At 49.1% G+C, this 20,443-nt stretch carries 15 protein-coding genes; 3 read left to right on the plus strand and 12 right to left on the minus strand.

Features of this window, described 5'->3' with window-relative positions; genetic code table 11:
* Positions 1 to 128: 128 nt before the first annotated feature.
* From PHQ97_01310 to fdnG, 7 genes are all read right to left on the minus strand, one after another.
* Entirely contained in the window at positions 129 to 896 is a 768-nt protein-coding gene (locus PHQ97_01310; protein ID MDD4391369.1) for a FecR family protein, read from the minus strand.
* Between the two features lie 28 nt (positions 897 to 924).
* Positions 925 to 1,830 carry a hypothetical protein gene (locus PHQ97_01315; GenBank protein MDD4391370.1) on the minus strand — a complete coding sequence of 302 codons (906 nt, stop codon included), beginning with the start codon at positions 1,828 to 1,830 and terminating at the stop codon, positions 925 to 927.
* 84 nt (positions 1,831 to 1,914) lie between these two features.
* Complete coding sequence (locus tag PHQ97_01320) at positions 1,915 to 3,498, minus strand: SpoIID/LytB domain-containing protein (GenBank protein MDD4391371.1); 1,584 nt, start codon at positions 3,496 to 3,498, stop codon at positions 1,915 to 1,917.
* 22 nt (positions 3,499 to 3,520) lie between these two features.
* Positions 3,521 to 5,767 (minus strand): adenylate/guanylate cyclase domain-containing protein, encoded by a 2,247-nt coding sequence (locus PHQ97_01325; protein ID MDD4391372.1) that lies wholly within the window; start codon positions 5,765 to 5,767, stop codon positions 3,521 to 3,523.
* A 370-nt stretch (positions 5,768 to 6,137) separates the two neighbouring features.
* A complete protein-coding gene (locus PHQ97_01330; GenBank protein MDD4391373.1) occupies positions 6,138 to 7,016 on the minus strand; it encodes a formate dehydrogenase accessory protein FdhE in 879 nt (292 codons plus the stop codon).
* Positions 7,017 to 7,116: 100 nt separating this feature from the next.
* Positions 7,117 to 7,836: a 4Fe-4S dicluster domain-containing protein gene (locus tag PHQ97_01335; GenBank protein ID MDD4391374.1), complete on the minus strand. Its 720-nt coding sequence runs from the start codon at positions 7,834 to 7,836 to the stop codon at positions 7,117 to 7,119.
* 15 nt (positions 7,837 to 7,851) lie between these two features.
* Positions 7,852 to 10,929: a formate dehydrogenase-N subunit alpha gene (gene fdnG, locus PHQ97_01340; GenBank protein ID MDD4391375.1), complete on the minus strand. Its 3,078-nt coding sequence runs from the start codon at positions 10,927 to 10,929 to the stop codon at positions 7,852 to 7,854.
* Positions 10,930 to 11,563: 634 nt separating this feature from the next.
* Between fdnG and PHQ97_01345 the strand changes: the two genes are divergently transcribed.
* Together PHQ97_01345 and PHQ97_01350 are read left to right on the plus strand one after the other, a co-directional pair.
* Complete coding sequence (locus tag PHQ97_01345) at positions 11,564 to 13,213, plus strand: radical SAM protein (GenBank protein ID MDD4391376.1); 1,650 nt, start codon at positions 11,564 to 11,566, stop codon at positions 13,211 to 13,213.
* 75 nt (positions 13,214 to 13,288) lie between these two features.
* Positions 13,289 to 14,770 (plus strand): leucyl aminopeptidase, encoded by a 1,482-nt coding sequence (locus PHQ97_01350; GenBank protein ID MDD4391377.1) that lies wholly within the window; start codon positions 13,289 to 13,291, stop codon positions 14,768 to 14,770.
* A gap of 50 nt (positions 14,771 to 14,820) precedes the next feature.
* Here PHQ97_01350 and PHQ97_01355 read toward each other — a convergent pair whose 3' ends face one another.
* The 5 genes from PHQ97_01355 to PHQ97_01375 form a co-directional block, all read right to left on the minus strand.
* Positions 14,821 to 16,008: a hypothetical protein gene (locus PHQ97_01355; protein ID MDD4391378.1), complete on the minus strand. Its 1,188-nt coding sequence runs from the start codon at positions 16,006 to 16,008 to the stop codon at positions 14,821 to 14,823.
* Positions 16,005 to 16,967, minus strand: coding sequence for a DMT family transporter (locus PHQ97_01360; protein ID MDD4391379.1), 963 nt, complete (start codon positions 16,965 to 16,967; stop codon positions 16,005 to 16,007). The genes PHQ97_01355 and PHQ97_01360 overlap by 4 nt, the downstream gene beginning before the upstream one ends.
* A gap of 514 nt (positions 16,968 to 17,481) precedes the next feature.
* Positions 17,482 to 17,703 (minus strand): hypothetical protein, encoded by a 222-nt coding sequence (locus tag PHQ97_01365; GenBank protein ID MDD4391380.1) that lies wholly within the window; start codon positions 17,701 to 17,703, stop codon positions 17,482 to 17,484.
* Between the two features lie 35 nt (positions 17,704 to 17,738).
* Complete coding sequence (locus PHQ97_01370) at positions 17,739 to 18,929, minus strand: major facilitator superfamily domain-containing protein 6 (protein ID MDD4391381.1); 1,191 nt, start codon at positions 18,927 to 18,929, stop codon at positions 17,739 to 17,741.
* Positions 18,930 to 19,188: 259 nt separating this feature from the next.
* Positions 19,189 to 19,641 carry an Hsp20/alpha crystallin family protein gene (locus PHQ97_01375; protein ID MDD4391382.1) on the minus strand — a complete coding sequence of 151 codons (453 nt, stop codon included), beginning with the start codon at positions 19,639 to 19,641 and terminating at the stop codon, positions 19,189 to 19,191.
* A 297-nt stretch (positions 19,642 to 19,938) separates the two neighbouring features.
* On the opposite strand from PHQ97_01375, the gene PHQ97_01380 reads away from it, so the two are divergent.
* Positions 19,939 to 20,385 carry an Hsp20/alpha crystallin family protein gene (locus tag PHQ97_01380; GenBank protein MDD4391383.1) on the plus strand — a complete coding sequence of 149 codons (447 nt, stop codon included), beginning with the start codon at positions 19,939 to 19,941 and terminating at the stop codon, positions 20,383 to 20,385.
* Positions 20,386 to 20,443 lie beyond the last annotated feature (58 nt).

The following is a 20,443-nucleotide window of genomic DNA, read 5'->3' on the forward strand; positions in this document are numbered from 1 at the left end:
AAACCCTGTCCCTCCGGCGAAGGTGCCGGACACCTTCTGCCATTCCCGTAAGAAAGTTGGCTGCATGGCATGATGGAAGATCATGTCAGATGGCACTGAAATGGATTGCGCACACGGCTCTGAAACAATCATTTTCTTCGGCTGGCATCCAGCTTCTGATTCCAGAGCACCCAGTCGTCCATATCGGTTTTCGCCGGAAAGCGGAAGGGTCTTGTGGCTGCCCCCCCGGGGCTCACGATCATCTCCTGCATCGGACGGACAAGATAGCTCCATTTTTCAGAAACAACGGATTTACCTCGTTCAACCGAGGGCGTCACGCCGGTCAGAAGTGGTGCCACGAGGGAAATTGAGCGTTCCGGATCGCTGCTGACCTTTATGGCTTGGTCATACACCTTGACAATGACCGCCCCCTCCGGATGGATATCCACCCGGCACGTAGCGCCCCATGCATCGGTTACAACCGAATGACAAACAATAGAAAATTCTCCTTTACCGAGCCCGGAGTTCGACACCCCTGCCCATATTCTGCCCGAGACAAGCCATATAGAAACATGACGCCGTGATGTTTCCCTGTCCATTTCAACAGAAGCGAGTTCAAAAATGGAATGTTCATCAAAACGAACATAACTTTTATCGGGCAGCGTTAATTCAATCCGGGACTGATTGGCTGTTTGTATCCGCTCACCCTGGCGAACCCGCTCACCGCCAGACAGAACGCGGATCGTTGAGCGATAGTCGTCAATCACAGCCGCATGGCCCAGCAGCAGCGTTATTTGCGAGCCGCTGTCACCTTGCCCGCCGACCGTTTCGACACCGCCGTGGACACGGCAAGGGGTCAGAAGCCCTGCCGTGACCATCAATAAAAAAAGAATATGCCATTGAAAAATTCGTTTCATAAAAGCTGACGCCATCCCGGATCGCTGATCAACGCAATCTGTCCAACACAATGATAATGCGACATTTTCTTAAAAATGAAAGGCTTTCAGACGCACTTCGAATTTTTGAGGCATCTGAATTGCTGATAACAATATCGGACCGGCCCGTTTCTCCGGCATTCAGCCCCCTGACAATTAACGGGGTGTCGGCGATTCGGGAACTTTTTTGAGCACTGTCAATATCTTTGAAATAGCCGCTCATTCCATACTGAACCGCATACTCCCGACTGGCATATGCGGCGCCATACACTTCCTGGCCGCTTTCATCCACTATATGCGGGGCCATGGAGGGTAGGACATCCAGTCCTCTTGCATCCACGATGATGCCGGTAAACCGCTTCGATTCGCCTTGTGGTGCGGATGTCTGCTCCGTTAAAAAAACGGGAACCGGGGGCGCTGCCGCCGGTCCGACCGGTCTTACGGGTTCAATCTGACGGATATCCCGTGGCAGCAACAACTGGGCAAACCCCCCGATAATGCTCAGCTGAACGGTCACTTCAACCGTCCCATCGGATAGATATCCACGGTTGACAATTTGTGCCTCTCTGACCATATTTTCCAGTTTTGCCATGATCCTATCATGATCTTCGTCGAAAGCGCCGACCCGCATATCGGATTTAATTCTGACGTTCTTTGCGGTTTCGAGAAGATTTTGAATGGCCTTCTGTTTTGCCGATCGGATGGCCAGCTGCCTGGCATCAGGTTTTTCAAGACTGCTGCGAAGGGGTGAGCCGGTTCCCGTCGCCGTGATGAGCCCCCGGCTCCAGTTGACAGCGCCGGTTTTGAAATGTTCCACAAGGTCATACGGTTCCGGTTCTGCATTGCACCATGCGGCCGGCAGCAAAAGAAGGAACATGAGGCAGAAAAAATGCCCCGGCCACGAAAAACGTTTCATAAAACCCCCTTTAAAAATAAGACGGTCAAGCATCAGACATACGGGCCTCGACAGGCTGAGACACGCGGCTGTTTTGCAAGGCATTTACCGGCAAATATTAACCAGTCGCACGTTCTGATAATAATGCTTCAAAATGTTCGGGTAGCTGAATCCGGCACGAGCCATCTGTTCAGCGCCCCATTGACTCATTCCAACCCCGTGGCCATATCCTCTGCCCATGAACAGAATGCCCTTTTCAGAGGGCAGCATTTCAAACAACGTACTTCTGAGCTTTGTCGGCCCGGCCATTATTCTAAAATTGTTGCCGGTAAATTCCATCCGCCGATCATCGGTTATAATCTTAACGGTGATTACCCTCCCGGAGGCGGACCTTTCACCGGGTATAATTCTTACACGCCTGCCGGCCTCAAGACCATACGCAGACAGTTTCCGGCTCAGATCGGCATAGGTGATGAAATATTGCCATTGACTATCATCCGTGCTGCAGCTGTATGTATCCGGTACGCCCTTTAAATACGGAAACTCAACGGTCCAGACCTTTTCTGCATCTTCGGTGTACCCACCGCTGTCCGCATGAAAGCAGGCAATGATCAACTCCCCCTCATGGATCAATACCTGGCCGCGGGTAGCATCAACGGCCGCATTGGTTGCGGGGGACTCGGCATCCAGTCCGCCATAAACCTGCGAGGCAGTCGTTGCAGTAACATCATAGGCTTTTTGAAAACTTTTGCTCTTGACATATAACGCATAGGTTCTGGAAGCAACCGTCTGAGCTTTTAATGCTTCCGACTCCCAGTCACAGGACATTTCTTTCGGAATCACCCCGTAAAGATACTGCTCCAATGGCACATGATTAATGACGGACAGGCCATCGCCTCCCGCTGATATCGTCACATAACCTCTGAACCTGGAGGCGTCCAGCTGAAGCATACCATCGGCGGATTGTATCCGGCAGCCGGAAACGCCTGCCGCCCGGCCATTGACAGCCAGATGATTGTCTGCCTGTGTAAATACAAAAGGTCCCCCGCCGCTGAAAAGGACATGTCCCGATAATAAATCCGATACCGTGATCGTACTGCCGGCTATCCGGATCGATTTTGCATTTTCTTTAACCAAAACCCGGATCTGCGTATCGACCGGGTTCAATCGATCGGACGGCTTATGCAGTGCCGGGCCGGTCCCGGCCAGAAGCGCGGCACTGTTGCCCCACAGCTCGGCAGACTTTTTGCGCATGCTCAGGGGAAACCGTTTTATAAATTTCAAAAAAATGGAATGGGCCCCGTCAAATTTTCCCTGTTCATACAGCACGACGCCCGTATTATATAATGCATCCTCAGCCGCCAGGGCATTCGGATACTGACGGATAACCCTCTGGTATAAATTCAGCGCCGAATCATACTGATTCAGATACAGCCGGTATGTATTTGCGATAAACAGAAGCGCCCTTGCACGATCGCCAGCATGCTTCGAATTATCGACAATATTCTGGTAAGCCCCGATTGCTTCAGGGTATAAGCCGTTATTCAACAGATCTGAGGCGATTTCAAAGCCATTGTCCTCATAATCAGAAGACCATGATCCGTTTTGGAAATAACACCATAAAAGGCTGACCAGAAAGAATATCAGCACCAACCGGTATGCTGACAGATGTCTGAAAAATTTTGTCAAATTAAAAGAACCATCCCGGAGATTATTTGGTTTTCATGGTAAATGCCCCATCCCAGTCTTCGCCCGGAGCATGGGCCTGATATTCCCGGCATCGGTTCAACATCGTCATACTGGGACTGTCATCGGGTACGAGCGCCAGGGCCGCATCAAAGTGACTGGCAGCCCGGCTGAAATTCTGTTTTCTGTAATCCGCCAGCCCACTGGCGTAACAATCGAGCATCTCGCGGACCGCCTGATCGATATCGGTTGTATATCCCATGAGTTCATATATCCTGACCGGCTCTTTTTTACCGACCACCCTGATGGCATCTACTTCACGCGCCACGATCCGGGAACTGGCAGCCGCCTTAAAGGTGGTTTCGCTGACAAGGGTATAAATACCGTACACTTTATTGACCCCCTCGAGCCGGGCAGCGGTATTGACCGTATCCCCCATCATGGTATAATCCATACGGTTTTTTGAACCCATGTTTCCCACGACGGCCGGCCCGGTATTCATTCCGATCCGCATGTTGAGTTCGGGCTTTCCCTGTTCTTTCCATTTTATTCGCATCCCGGCCAATCGCCGCTGCATATCAATACAGGCCATACAGGCTACCTCGGCCTGATTTTCCAATTCGTTCGGCGCTCCGAAAAACGCAATGATGGCATCGCCCTCAAACTTGTCTACCGTGCCTTCATATTTTAGAATAATATCGGTCATCTCGGTCAAAAATTCATTCAACAGGTCGACCAGTTCATTCGGGGAGAGTTTTTCGGATATACTCGTAAAACCCTGCACGTCTGAAAAAAATGCCGTTATGGTTCGTTGCTCCCCCCCGAGTACCAGCTTGTCAGGAGAATCGATAATCTGTTTCACAACAGACGGCGCCAGGTAGGTTGAAAACGCTCCCCTGATAAATTTTTTCTGTTTCGATTCGACCAGATATTTATAAACGGTGGAGCAGACATATACGAGGATCATTACGCAAAGCGGATAAACCAGATTCAGAATCCAGCCTTTTTGTGAAAACAGATACTGGCAAATCATTATATAGCCGAAAAAAAGAACGAAACCGGTTATGCTGCCGGTTTTAATACCCGCCCGTGACAGAACGATTCCGAAAAACAGCCCGGACAGAAGAATCGCGGCAATATCAAACAGGACGCTCCAGCCCGGTTTTTGAATAAAATCTCTGGATAAAATGCTGTCAACAATATTGGCATGGATTTCAACCCCGGGAAACACTTCGCCCATGGGAGTGACCCGCATATCATAAATGCCCACCGCAGTGGCTCCGACAAGCACTATTTTATCCTTCAGAAACGTATCTGAAACTTCGCCATGAAGAATATCGGTTACCGATATGTGCGGGAACGTTTTTTCCGGCCCCCTGTAATTGATTAAAATCCGGCCGTATTCATCCGTGGGAATGGATAATCTGCCGATTTGAAGCTTTTCAACCCCGTATTCCGAAATTTTCAGAGAAACCGGATTGCCCAGATACGCGCTGGCAGCCATGACGGCCAAGGGAGCATAGAGTCGGTCATTGCATCTGATAACGGAGGTCATCCAGCGAATAACCCCATCGGTATCAGAAAACATGTTAAAATAACCGGCATAATCCGTTGCATTTGAAATTTTTGTAATATTGGATTGTGGATAGCAGGCTTCGCGCAGGGGGATGTTCCGAGGATCTCCGGACAAAACCCGGACGTACTGACAGACACCGCCCCGGACATTACCCTGATGCTGTTCAAATTCCTCTTCGGTTATGGAAGGAGCGCTCCTTGAATCCATTTGAAAAAAATACCCCAGCACCACCTTGGCGCTGGATTTTGAAATGGCATCGGCCAGCTGCTGATCGTAATCGAAAAGGCCTTTGAGCTGCCCCAGGTATTGATCGAATCGATCATGACGGATTCCGTATGTTTCAGAGGTATGATGAATGAGGTCTATGGCATTGAGCACACGCCTTTCATCCGCCTCCAGAAACCCGATATCAAAGGCAATGACCCTGACGCCGGCATCGGACAGCCGGGTTACCAGATCGGTAAATTTCGATCTGGGCCAGATCCATTTGCCTTCTCTGGCGATGCTTTTCTCATCCACAACAGCGATCACGATCTCAGGAGTCGGCGAAATGGTTTTTCGTGACTGGAATCTCAAATCTATGGTTTTCAATTCCATGATATCCAGAAAAGAAATTCCGGTCAGATAGGCGGTGATTCCAGAAGCGACAATAACAGCTGAAATGAGAAGGGGGAGAAGCTTAATATGTTTTTTCATAGCAGCGCATTCTAAAGAGATCCATTTCAACGACTCCCTGTGCTATTGCCATCTGAGCAAAATAAATTTTATTGTTTTCTATAGGATATGCTGCCACTGAAGTCAACGTTCAAAAATTACAGCCGGATTAAAACGGTCTTCAGACAGTGTCTGCTTAAAATAGGCCTGTAACGCATTGTCCGTCGGCCATTACAAAAACAGAAGCCGAACCTGCCGATTAGCATCTCGGAAGATCCGGCTTCGCAAAACGAGCCGTTTACAGATGGCGCTCGATCTGAAATTTCAGCCAACGCTGTTCCCGCAGAACGTGAAACCGATTCAAGCGTCCTTTTGATAATCCCCGATTCGGCTGAACCGGTTCTTTTCTGCGTTACAAGAACAGTTCAACACCGCTCAGCAGACCGATTTCTTTCGCTTTGATATCCAGATGAAGCGTTGCCACCTGTTCCAAAGGCGGGTATATCAGCCTTTCTGTTGCTCTTGTATCCACCGTTTTAATATATTTATTACATTTATCGCAGATATCCACCCGATATTCTTTTTCGTCTTCACTGAAAAGATACTGTAACGATTCGGTATCCCGGTTATCGCAAAACGGGCAATATATTCGTTTGGCCGTCCATTTATGCCAGCAGAAACTGCAGTAAAGGAACCGTTCGCCCTGCCCCTGAAACATGGAAATACCCGGAGCGCTTCCGCATATCGGGCAATAGCCCTTTCCCCATTCGACATTTTTATCCAGATAGGATGCCAGTTGATCAGCACATGCCGATAAGCAGGGTTTGATGCTGTTGTATGTGATAAATGCAAGGACTTTTTTATCCAGGTCAAATTGAGTTGAATTTCTCTCAAAAAATGAATCATCATTGTTGAGTAAAGAAGACACCAATGCCTCAAAATCAATCTGATCAAAATCCAGCAGTCGGATTAATTTTCTGGCAGAATCGGCCAAATAATCATTTGAATCCGCTGAAATGCTGCAAATTCTCTTAAACAGTTCTTTGGACGCCTGTTGGTCAATGCCGAACTCAGATATGCTGATCAAAGGAAATTTATCTCGGGCTTTTATTTGTATCAAGTCTTTTGAAATAATGACGGGGTTAATATTCAGATGAGGTTTCATATCTTCCTGAGCTGAAAAAATTTTTCCATAAAACTCAAGAATCGTTGCATACGAGGGCCTTAATTTTAAAATAAAATTCACCGCCTGATTTATCTGATCTGACGTATGGGCCATATTTTCTGACATGTAATCTCCTTTAACCGTGTTGCTTACGCATATCAAAATCAATACCAGTACAAAAGGGGAGAAGAATGGTCTTCTCCCCTTTTTTTTCAACAGATCTTATCTATACCAGATGAGATACTGCTTTTTTAAATGGACGAAACATCTTTCTGAGCGCCATTTGCCGTGTCACGTCAAAGGCACCCGTTGAAGCCACTGCAAACTCGGAATACAGCGCCGGGTCATATGCCACAAGATAAATGACATCGACATCGTCAGCATCCAGCAGCTGGGCTTTTGGGTACTTTGCCTTGAGCTCGGCAAGGCGCTTTTTGGCCATTGCCACCATTTGATCCCGATCACCGAAATTCATCGCACCGGTCGGGCAGGACTGTACGCATGCCGGAAGAAGACCGTTTTCCACCCTGTCATTGCACATGTCACATTTCGCGAGTGTGCCATCCTCGGCTTTTCTCGGAATGTTATACGGACAGGACTCAATAATGGCATCGGCATCCAGGTTTTTGGTATTTGCCGTAAAAATTACCGCACCGGTCTTTTCGTCCTTAAAAATTGCGGTCGGATCTTCGGCCGTATCAACACAGGGCGGCTCTACGCAGTGCCGGCACTGTTCCGGAAAAAACAGCCACTCCAGCTTGCCATCCACCACTTCTTCGCGATACCTTACCACTTTATAGGTATTGAAGGACAGATCTGGCGGATTTTCATATGTACCGCGGTTTTTGGTAATTTCCGCGGGAAGATCGTGCCACTGTTTGCAGGCAACCTGGCATCCTCTGCATGCCGTGCAAACAGTCGTATCAATGAAAAATGCTTTACTCATTCAGATCACCCCCTTCTATTTTTTGCTGACGTTACACATAAATGCTTTGGTTTCAGGTATACGGGTATTGGCATCCCCGGTCGGCGGTGTCAGCAGGTTGGCAGAATCTTCCGAACCGTTTTCCGGCCATCGCCATCCAAAATGCCATGGCACGCCCACTTCGTGGACGATGTTATTACCGATCTTAAACGGTTTGAACCGCTTGGTGACAATCGCAGTACATTCAAGCGTTCCCCGCGGAGTGGACACCATCACCCGTTCCCCGTTATCAATGCCTTTGAGCTGCGCCAGCTCTTCACTCATCTCAACAAACACCTGGGGCTGGAGTTCCAGCAGCCATGGCTGCGGCCGCGTCATCAGACCGGTCTGCCAGTGTTCAACAACCCGATACGTAGTGCCCACAATCGGATACCTCGGATCACAGACCCCTTCACGGTAAGAATGCGGATCTGCTTCCGTACCGTAAACCGGTGCCACCGGGCTCATCTTCTGTTTCGGGTTCATATAGTTGGCTTCAACCGGACATTCCAACGGCTCGTAATGTTCAGGGAACGGACCATCGTTCAGGCTAGGACCGAAAATCTGGGCATAACCGTGTTTGTGCATGATAAACGGATACCTGCTCTTGGGGTTGGGGGTTCCGTCGGCATTTTGCATCGGAGGCCATCCGCCGTCAGGCACATCACCGAGCCACTTGCTGCCGTCCCATTTGATAACCCAGTGCTCCTTGTCCCAGGGTTGTCCGCTGAGGTCAACCGATGCACGGTTATAGATGATCCGGCGGTTGACCGGCCAGGTCCATGCAAATTCAGGATACAGACCGATATTGTTCGGTGCATCCTGGGTACCTTTTCTTGCGGACATATTTCCCTTTTCGGTATAGCTGTTGCAATAGAGCCAGTTGGCGGATGAGGTAGAGCCGTCATCCTGCAGAAAGGCAAAACTGGGAACCAGGGTGCCTTTCTTGTAGAGCTTGTTGTTAATTGTGACATCTCTCTGAAAATAACCGTTGATTTCCTTCGCGACCTTGTGAGGATCATACAGCCCGTCGGTCATATAATCCCATTTGAGGTTCATGATAGGTTCGGGGAATGCACCGCCTTCGTGATACAGTTCCTTGATCTTGTCCATGAGCTCCAGAATGATATCACCATCGGACTTGCAGTTCCCAAGGGTCTTTGGCCCTGCGTAGCGCCACTGCATCCACCGGCCGCTGTTAATAATGCTGCCTTCTTTTTCAACGGATACGCAGCAGGGCAGCATGAATACCTCGGTTTTGATGGTAGAGGGATTCATACCCGGGCCATGCCAGAATGAGCCTGTTTCATTGTCAAAAATATTGACATTGACCATCCAGTCAACATTTGCCATCGCTCTTCTGACCTTGTTGGCATTGGAACTGCTGCAGGCAGGATTCTGGCCCCAGGCAAAAAAGCCCTTGAACGCGCCCTTGAACATTTCGTCAAACAGGGTCATCCAGGAGTAGTCCTTGTCATCATCGACCTTGGGCATCCAGTTATATCCGAAGTCATTGGCCAGAACCGCATTGTCGCCGAAATAGGATTTCAGCAGACTGACCATGTACTTGGGAGTGTTCTGCCACCAGTTGGCGCTTAGCGGATCATTGCTTTTCGGGGTCCACTTTTTAAGATAGGATGCCAGAGAATCATTTGACGCTCTCGGAGTCTTCAGATAACCGGGCCAGATATGCCACAGCAGAGCGTGGTCCGTGGAGCCCTGCACGTTGGACTCCCCGCGAAGCGCATTGATTCCGCCGCCGGCAACGCCCATGTTACCGAGCAGCAGCTGGATGATGGCCATGCACCGGATATTCTGAACACCAACCGTGTGCTGGGTCCAGCCCATGGCATACATGGATGTACCGGCTTTTCCCGTGGCGCCGGTAGCACTGTATGCTTTGTAAACTTTTTCCAGAAGGTCTTCCGGGGTTCCGGTAATCTTGGATACGATCTTGGTGCTGTAACGGCTGTAATGTTTCTTCAGCAGCTGAAAGACGCAATGGCTGTCTTTCAGGGTGAGGTCCTTTTTCGGGACGCCGTTTTCATCCATCTGGAACGCCCACTGACTCTTGTCATATTTTCCTTTGACGTGCCCCTCAGGCAAGGTACTGTACCCTGAGAACAGGCCGTCTTTGAACTTAAATTCCTTGCTCACCAGAAAACACGCATTGGTATAGTTGGCCGCATACACTTCATTATAGAGCTTATTGTCCATGATGTATTTGACCATCCCGCCCAAAAACGCGATATCCGTTCCGGACCGCAACGGCGCATAGATATCTGCCTTGGAGGACGACTGCGTATACCTGGGATCAACGCTGATGAGCGTGGCGCCTCTTCTCTGGGCCTCGGTGACATACTTGAAAGAAATAGGGTGGTTGGAGGCAGCATTGCTGCCCATAATCAAAATACAGTCACTGTTAACGATATCAATCCAGTGATTGGTCATAGCGCCACGTCCGAACGACTCTGCCAGAGCCGCAACAGTTGCGCTGTGTCAAATACGGGCCTGATGCTCGACGTAAACAAGCCCCAAGGCACGCACCATCGCCTGGTATACCCAGCACTCCTCATTGTCCATGGCGGCGCTGCCTACCGAGGCAATGCCCATGGTGCGGTTGACGATCTGCCCTTTTTCATTTTTATGCTGAAACGAGGCATCCCGGGTTTCCTTGACTCTTTTTGCAATCTGCTCGTACGACCATTCCCATGAGACCTGTTTCCATTCATGGGAATAAGGGGCTCTGTACATGGGTTCCAGCAGACGGTTTTGATTTTCGCAAAGCTGCAACAGAGAAGCGCCTTTTGCGCAAAGCGCACCCCGGTTGATCACATGATCCGGGTCACCCTCGATATTGAGCAGACGCCCGTCCCCTTTTTTGCTGGTATGAACAATAGCACCACAACCGACCGCGCAGTAGCAGCAGACGGTAGTGGTCTCTTTACCGTATTTGGTCTTGAGCATCTGTGCATGCGATTTGACAGGCGACAGACCAAATCCGAGACCGCTTACCGCAAGACCCGCTGCGGTCGCCCCTGTGATCTGGACAAATTCCCTCCTTGTTACATTCATAAAAACACTCTCCTTTCATTATGGTTAAAATGACAAGGTGGTATACGACTAAAGGCTTACAACCGATAACTTACACGTATTAATTACATTGCTATGTTCTTTGGACATGAATCACCTTTAGAAGCTAAATCAGCTGAGTTGGAGGAAACAGAAGGAGCGCAAATAGACATCAGAGCACAGGAGTAATGCAACCCAGTATTCTTATGACAAATATTTCATTTTATAGGTTTTATATTGTACGATATCTAAAGCAAAGGCTTCCATGTTGTCAAGAAAAAACCGCTAAAACAAACATAATAAAATCCTTTTTTTCAGCCGTCAGATTTAAATTTGACAAAAAGCGCTTTTCTTTAATAAAAGACTTGATAAGGGAGCCGGCGGTAAACCATCCGCATGGAAAAATGATGTCTGGATGCTCGTGAGCAGGATTGACTGATGCGGGTTAATTGTCTATACATCGTTATGGCATAATGATTTCTGCCATAGGCCATTGACATTATGGCCTGTCGCTTGAAAATCAGTCAACCCGGAGGCAATTGACTAAAGCGCAAGTTAAGGATAAGAATAAAAGATAAAAATTACACTTTCTATATACTCACAACCCGTTTACCGCATATATGGCTGATCAAATCTTATGGGAAAAACATACAGAAACGTACTGCTCCTTTATACGGACAGATATTATGTCGTCAAGCAGGTTTATCCTTTCGGCCTGGACCTGATCGCTAACTATCTCCGGCAATCGGGTTATCAGGCCGTGATTGAATACCCCTTTTTGACACAGACAGATATCGAGAAAAATCTGTCAGATATTTTAGACAAAACCAATCCGGATGTGATCGGGCTCGGTCTCCGGAATCTGGATACAACGATGGCCTGCGAACAATACGGCGACGTTACATGTCCGGATTTCAGTGCATTTTTCTTTCTTCCCGATGTACGCCGCATCGTAGAGATCATCAAACGGCAAAGACCTGAGATTCCGCTGATTGCAGGCGGCGGCGGCTTCAGCATATCGCCGGTTCCCATTTTGCAATATCTCGACATTGACTATGGCGTAGTCGGTGAGGGTGAAGAACCCTTTCTCAGGTTTCTTGAAGCCGTTCCCGACAGACAAAAGCTTTCCAGTGTCCCCAATCTGGTGTACAGAGATAAAGCCGCTTATCGGATAAACCCCAGAAAAGCATATGCATTCAGAGGCAACGACCCTATTCTGAGCCGTGACAGCAAATTTAATTACGCGTTTGAAACGGCGGGAATGCCGGTACAGGTAAAACGGGGGTGCAATCAGAACTGCTCCTACTGTGTCGAGCCGTTGATCGAAGGCCGCACGTTCAGTTTTCGGGAACCGGATCATGTCATCTCAGAATTGAAAGCCATTTCAAAAATTCACGAAAGCGTCCGGTCGATTTTTTTTGTAGATACCGAATTCAATATACCGGATTTGCGATATCCCTTGCAACTGATTAAACACATTATGGAATCCGGCCTGAACAGATATTTTCGGTTTTCGTCCCAGTTTCTGCCGCGGCCGTTTGACGCCGATTTTGCCAAACTCCTTGCAGATGCCGGATTTTCGGTCATTTTAACCTGCGACAGTTTTTCCGACACCGTACTGGAGATGAACAACAAGTCATACCGAAACAACGACATAACCGCGACAATTGAATTGTGCGAAACGCACGGGATAGACTGCACGGTGAATCTGATCTTCGGCCTTCCCGGTGAAACGTTTGAAACCGTTGACCTTACGCTCGAGGCGATGCTGACCTATGGCGAGAACCGGTTAAGGCGATATGAATATACGGTTGGCGGACGGATTTACAACGGCACCCCGCTGTGCCGACTGGTTGAAGCGGGCAACGCCGATGGACAAACCTACGGACGAAAAACCCATGGATATCTTGAACCCTGCTTTTACTGTTCCCCGTCGAGTCCTCTGGCGCTTAAATCATATATTGATAAGGCCCTGCCCAGCCCCATGGCATTTGGTAACAGAATCGATACCCGAATGCACCAGCATCTTTCTGTAGCGTATCTGGCAGACCAGGGCTTATGGAGTCAGGCGGTAAAAAAATTTCTTGCCTGCGATATCCCCGCCCAGACGACCATCTATGATTATTTATTTAAAAAATTAACGGAAAACAATCGCCTCAAATCCGCTCAAACAATTTCAGAGCAATTGCTGAAAAATATATTTCAAAACGCCCCGCAAGGCCAATACGATGATCAGGTTCGCGTTATACAGCATTATCTCAGCCTGTTGAATCTTTATTCTGAATAACATTGATATCGATTCACTTTCATGGCAAAGTTTAAAATTTATCACCTACACGACGTAACGAGAGGAAGAGCACCCGTGTTACACTTAACATCATCAGATCTTAATCAGACCAAAATGCAGAGTGTCGTTATTCCTGTCTGTGAGGATTCAGACATTCATGATGCCCCGGCCATATTGAACCTGATATCAAACGCCAGAAAATACCAGGAATTTACAGGCAAAAAAGATCAGGAATTAATAATTTATGATCCGCCCGATACGCATTTTGATCGCGTAATTCTTACAGGCCTGGGAAAATTAAAACAGATCAATCCGGACACATTGCGTTCAATAACCGGAAAAGCCGTAAAAAAATTCATCCAAAAACAGATATCTCAGACACTGATCATCGTGCCGGACGAAACCCTCATTCATATCGATACATCACTGCTTCTCGAAGCCATGCTGGAAGGCGCTTTCCTCGGGAACCAGCTGTTTGATTTATACAAAACCACAAAAAAATACTCCCCGCTGCAGAGTATCCATTTCTGGATGAAACCCGAACTCGTAAAAAAATACCGGCGGCTTCCTTTGAAGGTGGAATCGGTCTGCCAGTGCACCGCCCTGGCAAGGCAATGGGTGAGCACCCCATCGAACCACAAACGACCCTCAGATTTCACGAAGGCCATGGTAAGTGCGGCCGGGACAGAACCGATATCCGTCACGGTTCTGGACGAAGCACAGCTCAATGACAAAGGCTTCGGAGCCATTCTTGCGGTATCGGCAGGCAGTCAGAGCCCCCCGAACATGCTCGTTCTGGACTACAACCCTGAAGGCGCCGGGCAGACGATCGCCCTTGTGGGAAAAGGCGTTACGTTTGATTCCGGCGGCATCAACCTGAAACCGGCAGCGTCGCTGGAAGACATGAAAATGGACATGGCCGGCGCTGCGACCGTAGCGGCAGCCGTGATTGCGGCTTCCAGACTCAAGTATCCCAACAGAATCATCGGCATTATGCCGGTGGTTGAAAACATGCCCTCAGCCAATGCCACCCGCCCCGGAGATATTATCCGAACATATGAAGGCAAAACCGTTGAAATCGGAAATACCGACGCCGAGGGCCGGTTAATTCTGATCGATGCGATGGCCTATGCAGTGAAACTTTATACCCCGGATATTCTGATTGACGTGGCTACATTAACCGGTGCATGCGTCGTGGCGCTGGGTGAAAAAATCGCCGGGGTGTTTTCCTTTGACGACGAACTGGCCGAAGCATTGATCCGGTCCGGTGAAAAAACTCATGAACGCTGCTGGAGAATGCCGCTGCCGGAGGACTATAAAGAACTGCTGAAAAGCGAGTTTGCGGATATCAGCAACATAAGCAGTTCCAAATGGGGGGGTGCCATTACCGCCGCGCTGTTTTTATCGGAATTTGTCGGGGACACCCGCTGGGCGCACATGGATATTGCCGGACCCGCATACGTAAAAAAGGAAACGGACTACTGCGGCGCCGGGGGTACGGGATTCGGGGTAAGGCTGCTGTGCGATCTGCTGGAAAAGCTGCCATCGGCCCATTAATCGATAACCAAAGGGGGGAGCGATGGCCTGGTCCAATTGCTCCATTTTCATCAGAACGAAATTTTTCCTGTGATAAGCGTAAGCTGCAATCCCCCATGATACAATGGCCTTGACGAATGCTGGAAGGAAATATTGCGGGATGAAAATTGCTCCGGAGTGATAAGGGCAACTCTCCAGCCCTTGAAATCCCTTTGCAGTTTGCCGCATATATCATCAAGCAGATTGCCGCTCTGGGACCGGGTGCCGATGCGCACGCCATAGGGCGGATTGATCACCACGAGCCCCGCCGTATCGGTGTATTCGGACGGAAGCATATCAAAAAAATCCTCGCAAAACGAATTGATGATCTGGCAGAAAGGGTGCTGCGACGTGATCTGAGAAAAATTTAAAACTGCCTGATCATCTTTGTCGGAAGCAAAAATGAGCGCTCCGGAAATCTCTATGAACTGCCGGCGGGCTTCACCCCTCATAGCAGACCAGCGCTTCGGATTGAATGATGGCCACTGCATGAACGCAAACTCCCTGAACCAGCCGGCCGGTATTCGCTGAGCGATCATGGCCCCTTCAATGGAAAAGGTCCCCGTGCCGCACATCGGATCAATCAGCGGCTCCTGACCGGTATACCCGCCGAGTGTCAGCACGGCAGCCGCAATCGTCTCCCGGATCGGAGCGATGCCGCCCTGAGTCTTGATTCCCCGTTTATACAGATTGGCGCCGCTGGAATCGACAGACAGGGTAAACCGGTCATCCACGACCCGGGCAAAGAGTGTCTGCTCCTGCAGGACCCGGTCATTCTCCGGCCGCCTCATGCCGGTTTGACTCAGCCGGTTTTCAATTCCGGCTGTCAGGCACTCGCAAATCGCCTCGGTATGATACAGCCGGGAATGTTTTACAGACACACGGAGGTTGAGTCCTGCGTCAGAAAACAGAAAAAGCTCCCATGGAAAGTCCGATACATGCCGGCTCAGCTGCCTGAAATTGCTCGCCTTGAATTGATCCAGACGCATCAACACGCGGGTTGCTGTTCTCAGATACAGATTGGCCAGCCAGCAGTCAAACAGCCGGCCATCAAACTCAACTCCCCCTTTGACAACAGCCGCCTCTTTTCCGGAAAGCGGCAGCGCCATCAGTTCCCGGAAGCATACGTCTTCAAGGCCGGGAGAAGTCACTGCAAAAAAGGAATGGGCCCGGCCGGTGACATGCCGCTTGATTCGCTTTAAAAATGGCGTAACCATCATTTTTCAGTACTCGCATCTATGGGATAAACATGTTTTTTCGGACCGGAGAGCAGATTTCCTTCCGGTCGATGAGCTATCTGCAGCAAAATAATTGCCGCTATGACCATGACAGCGCCAACGACCTGCAGCGGTTTCATCACCTCATTTAAAAACAGGTACGAAATGATTCCGGCGGCTATCGGCTCAAAGGTGGCGGTGATGCTGGCATGGGTGGCCCGTATGAGATAAATACCCTTGAAATAAAATCCGAAAGGCAAAAGCGTTCCGGGAAGCGCTATGAACAGAATCCACATCCAGGCCGCAGGGCTGTAGGCATGCATAAACGCTTCCAGCGGGGGGTGAAAAATATTCCACGATAAGCAGGCAAACACCATCGCAAAAAACAGTACGGTCCAGGGATGATATCGGCGCATGCCGTATTCGCTCTTTACCGTATACCAGGCAAATGCCACTGCTGAAACAACGCCACTGACAATACCCTGAAAATTCATATGCAGTAAATCCAGATTATAGGCGCCGACCACCAGATAACATCCAGCCGTAGTTCCGCCAACCGCAATTCCCGTCATCAGGCCGAGTGTTTCCCGGGTTACCGTTACCGAATACAACACGATCAACACCGGAGCCAGATATTGAAGCAAGATGGCAGCCGCCACATTGATTTTACTGATGGCAAACAGATACGAGGACTGCATGGTTGCCATGCCGACAGCACCGAGCATGACGAAATAGAGGATATCCTTCCGTGAGATTCTCATCAGGCAGGGTTTTCGAATCAACAGCCATAAGAAAAATACACCGGCTGAAATTGTAATTCGAAGCTGAACCAGTTGAAAGGGGGACATGCCGGTGCTGAACAAAAATTTTGACCCTGTCGCGGCCGCTGCCCACAGAACAGCCGCCATCAAGACAAAAAGATATCCCTTGCCGGATATGCCGGCTGATTTGCTCAGATTCATTGCCACCTGATATTTGTTTCTTAAACGTTGTCGATACCCCCTTAAAGAATTTAAAAAGCGTTTCCCCGCATAAGCCGGAAACGCTTTAAATCAGGTTCTATCAGAGATACAACCGCTTTTCAAGAAGGCAGATGCACCGGCGCCGGTTTTAATCATTTTGAGGGCTTGATCATAACTGCGGCCATATTTTGCTGTGCGTAGCCTCGGAGTCCCGCCCGTTGCCGGCGTACGACATGGCGCGATCCGGGGAAAAGATGTCGGGGCCATGAAGCGTTAAGAAGCCCAAACTGTTTGAGGCGTGCCGAGTTTTTGCGCTTTAGCTTCATGGGCCCGGCATCCCCCGGATCGTGCTGGAGAAGCCGGCAATGGGCGGGACGGACCCCATGACATGGTGGCCGCAGTTATGATCAAGCCCCATTTTGAAATAACGCACTTGCGGACGGACGGAGGAACGCTATCGCTGGAGGAGCAATTCGTTTGAGGCAAAAGGCAGGAAGGCAAAAATTTCAAGGCCCTACAGATGTTTATAAAACGTCAACTCCCATTGCCCGGTTTCTATATCGTGACGGATAATATACAGGTCCCCGTCGTCACCGATAATTTTAAAATAACGGCAGGCCGGCGCCATCCATCTGTCAACTACTTCCAACGCCCGGATTTTGCGTTCACCCAGCCAGAAGCAGCGGGGCGTTTCTTCCCCTCTGTATCCGGCGCAGCATTCTACCCGAATATTCATCGATATTTTTCCCTGATATTTTCAAAATGCCAGCATCAGCCCCGGGCCCTGTTTTTTACGCTCATGCGCTGCCAGCGCCGGAAACGTGCCAACCGGAAGCAGCCGAACAGCAATCCCGCGCAAAGTGCGATTCCGCTGCTCACCCCGAAGAGCAAAACCGCTCCGATCCGTTCAAATAACATTCCATTGAGCAAAAACCCCACCGCCATTCCCAGGCCATATGTCACCGAATTGTTGACTGCCTGGCCGAAGGTCTTGTTCTCCCGGGGACTTAACCGGTCGATGTACAGGATGCTGGCCACATGAAAGGCCGCAAACGTCACGGCATGCAGCAACTGCGAGAACACAATGACCCCGGCCGATGTCGATACCGCCAGCAGCATCCACCTGACGGCCGCCCCGGCAAATGAACCCATCAGCACCTTTTCCAGAGAATATTTCCTGAACAGCCAGGTGGAGTTCATCATCACAACGATTTCGGCAATCGATGCCACCGCCCATGACATCCCGATAAAGGTGCTTCCAAAACCCAGATTTTCAAGGTGAATCGAAAAAAAGCCGTAATAGGTCCCATGGCTGACCAGCATCAGAAAGGCCGAACACAGAAATACCACCACCCGTTTTTTTGTAAATACCCGAAAGCTGCGACAGGGCTTTGGATCGGCTGAAGGGAGATGACCAGGAATTTTAAGGGCTATCATCGCCTGAAGCAACGCGCCGGCCAGAATCAACCACAGGATAATTCGGGCAGAATATACATCGATGAGTTTTCCCACGATCACCACCGTGAGGACAAAACTGACAGAGCCCCAGACCCGGACACTGCCGTAACTTTTCTTCTCCTGTTCCAGTGCATCCATGGTGTATGCTTCCAGAAAGGAAATGATCGGGCCGTAAAAAACGGAATACAACAGGGTGATCATCAGCATCAGATGAAAATCGTCGGTCAGAAGGTACAATGCCCAGACCGTGGCGCTGGCAAAATTACATAAGATATAAACCGGCTTTCGGATTTGAAACCGATCCGCCACAGTTCCCCATGCCAGCGCCAGCACCACCACCACCAGAGACCTGAGACTCGACAGCGTGCCGATCTGAAATCCGCTGAATCCAATATGATAACAGTACAGGTTGAAATAGGGCAACACCATGCCCATCACGCCAAAATACAGAAAATACTGACTGCCTAAAACAGGCTTGACCATTTGGAGTTTCACTTGTTTCATGCCGACCCATATGATATTTTTACTTGTTGCGAATTATCCGGATGCGGTCAACGCCTTCCCCTCGGTTTCCCCGCAGGGCCGCAATACTGAGATTTCGATTCTCACCTGTTTGGATTCTAGATAAAAACGAACAAAAAATCAACGTGATAAAGTCGGATCCGGCGGCCATCCTGACACAGGGGGTGACCGGACACCTTAGAAAAAAACAAAAAAGCCCGGTTTATACCGGGCTTTTCGAACTATGAGGAGATTCAATAGACTACTCCACACTGACCTTAATTGACTTTGGCTTTTCTTCCGCCACCTTCGGAATTTCGATTTCCAGAATTCCATCCTTTGTTTTTGCTTTGATCTTTTCCGGACTGACCCTGTCCCGAAGCGTGAAGGCCCTGTAAAAAGTCCCGAAACATCTTTCTTTACGATAATACCGTTCCTCTTCGATCTTTTTATCCGCCAGCCGTTCCCCGGAAAGGGTCAGGATATTGTCTTTGAGCTCAACCACCACGTCCTCCTTGCTGACACCGGGAATTTCGGCCTTAAGCACATACGATTCATCGGTTTCATAAATATCCACCGCCGGTTTCCAGGCACAGATAGACATCTCGTCCTCCATCGCACGGCGAGATCCGAACGATTCATCAAACGCCTGATTGATTCGATCCTGAAGGGTTGTCACGGTTCGGTTGAAAGGATCCCATTTTAACAATGCCATTGTTATACCTCCTTTTTTTTTGCGGGTTATTGAAATGGAGAAATAATCACGGTCCGTTTCCTGCCGAACGGGGAATAAAGGCCCTTGCCGGCTATCGAATTATGCAGACATACCTGAAATAGTCTCTTTACAAAGTTTTACCGGATATGATAGTTTTTAAATAGTAAAATTGAACACGCAGGGGCTTTATACAATTTTCCTCAGGAACGGGGATTTAATAAAATTGAGCTACTATTACAACTGGTTGTTCAATTTATTTTATTCCGGTTCCTTTTCCTTAACATGCAGGAGCTGGAAATGGATTATATCAAAATACGATTTGACAACGATTTTAATCAAATGGCTTCACGAATCGAGGAATCCATAGATGACATTTTTCGTTCCATGAACCCCATGTTCAACCTTTCTGAACGAAAATGGAAGCCACAGATGGATATTTACGAAACCCCCGATGAAATTATCATACTGGCAGAAATCGCCGGAGTCAAAAAAGAAAATCTTGAAATTGAAATCAACAGCAAAGCCGTCAAAATATTCGGCGTTCGTGCCGAACCACCCCGCATGAAAAATACCACATACAGGCTTGCGGAAATCCAATACGGCCGGTTTGAACGGGTACTGTTTCTCCCCTCACCCATTGATACGGACAAAGTCTCCGCGGCCCATTTGAATGGATTTCTCCAGCTCCGGCTGACCAAATTGCCTGTGAACGTGACCCATAAAATTCCAATCCATGAAGGATAGCTTCCTTGCGCACAAGCGTATTCCCGGATCTTTACCTTCGGTTGTCGGATTAATTACA

This window comes from Desulfobacterales bacterium (assembly GCA_028704555.1).
Lineage (GTDB): Bacteria > Desulfobacterota > Desulfobacteria > Desulfobacterales > JAQWFD01 > JAQWFD01.

Bases quoted from the DNA above. Each gene is read 5' to 3' on its own strand.
- PHQ97_01325 (MDD4391372.1), bottom strand. From the start codon at position 5,767: ATGAAAAAACATATTAAGCTTCTCCCCCTTCTCATTTCAGCTGTTATT.
- PHQ97_01370 (MDD4391381.1), bottom strand. From the start codon at position 18,929: ATGAAACAAGTGAAACTCCAAATGGTCAAGCCTGTTTTAGGCAGTCAG.
- PHQ97_01315 (MDD4391370.1), bottom strand. From the start codon at position 1,830: ATGAAACGTTTTTCGTGGCCGGGGCATTTTTTCTGCCTCATGTTCCTT.
- PHQ97_01355 (MDD4391378.1), bottom strand. From the start codon at position 16,008: ATGATGGTTACGCCATTTTTAAAGCGAATCAAGCGGCATGTCACCGGC.
- PHQ97_01365 (MDD4391380.1), bottom strand. From the start codon at position 17,703: ATGAATATTCGGGTAGAATGCTGCGCCGGATACAGAGGGGAAGAAACG.
- PHQ97_01345 (MDD4391376.1), top strand. From the start codon at position 11,564: ATGGGAAAAACATACAGAAACGTACTGCTCCTTTATACGGACAGATAT.
- PHQ97_01330 (MDD4391373.1), bottom strand. From the start codon at position 7,016: ATGTCAGAAAATATGGCCCATACGTCAGATCAGATAAATCAGGCGGTG.
- PHQ97_01335 (MDD4391374.1), bottom strand. From the start codon at position 7,836: ATGAGTAAAGCATTTTTCATTGATACGACTGTTTGCACGGCATGCAGA.
- PHQ97_01375 (MDD4391382.1), bottom strand. From the start codon at position 19,641: ATGGCATTGTTAAAATGGGATCCTTTCAACCGAACCGTGACAACCCTT.
- PHQ97_01360 (MDD4391379.1), bottom strand. From the start codon at position 16,967: ATGAATCTGAGCAAATCAGCCGGCATATCCGGCAAGGGATATCTTTTT.
- PHQ97_01310 (MDD4391369.1), bottom strand. From the start codon at position 896: ATGAAACGAATTTTTCAATGGCATATTCTTTTTTTATTGATGGTCACG.
- PHQ97_01380 (MDD4391383.1), top strand. From the start codon at position 19,939: ATGGATTATATCAAAATACGATTTGACAACGATTTTAATCAAATGGCT.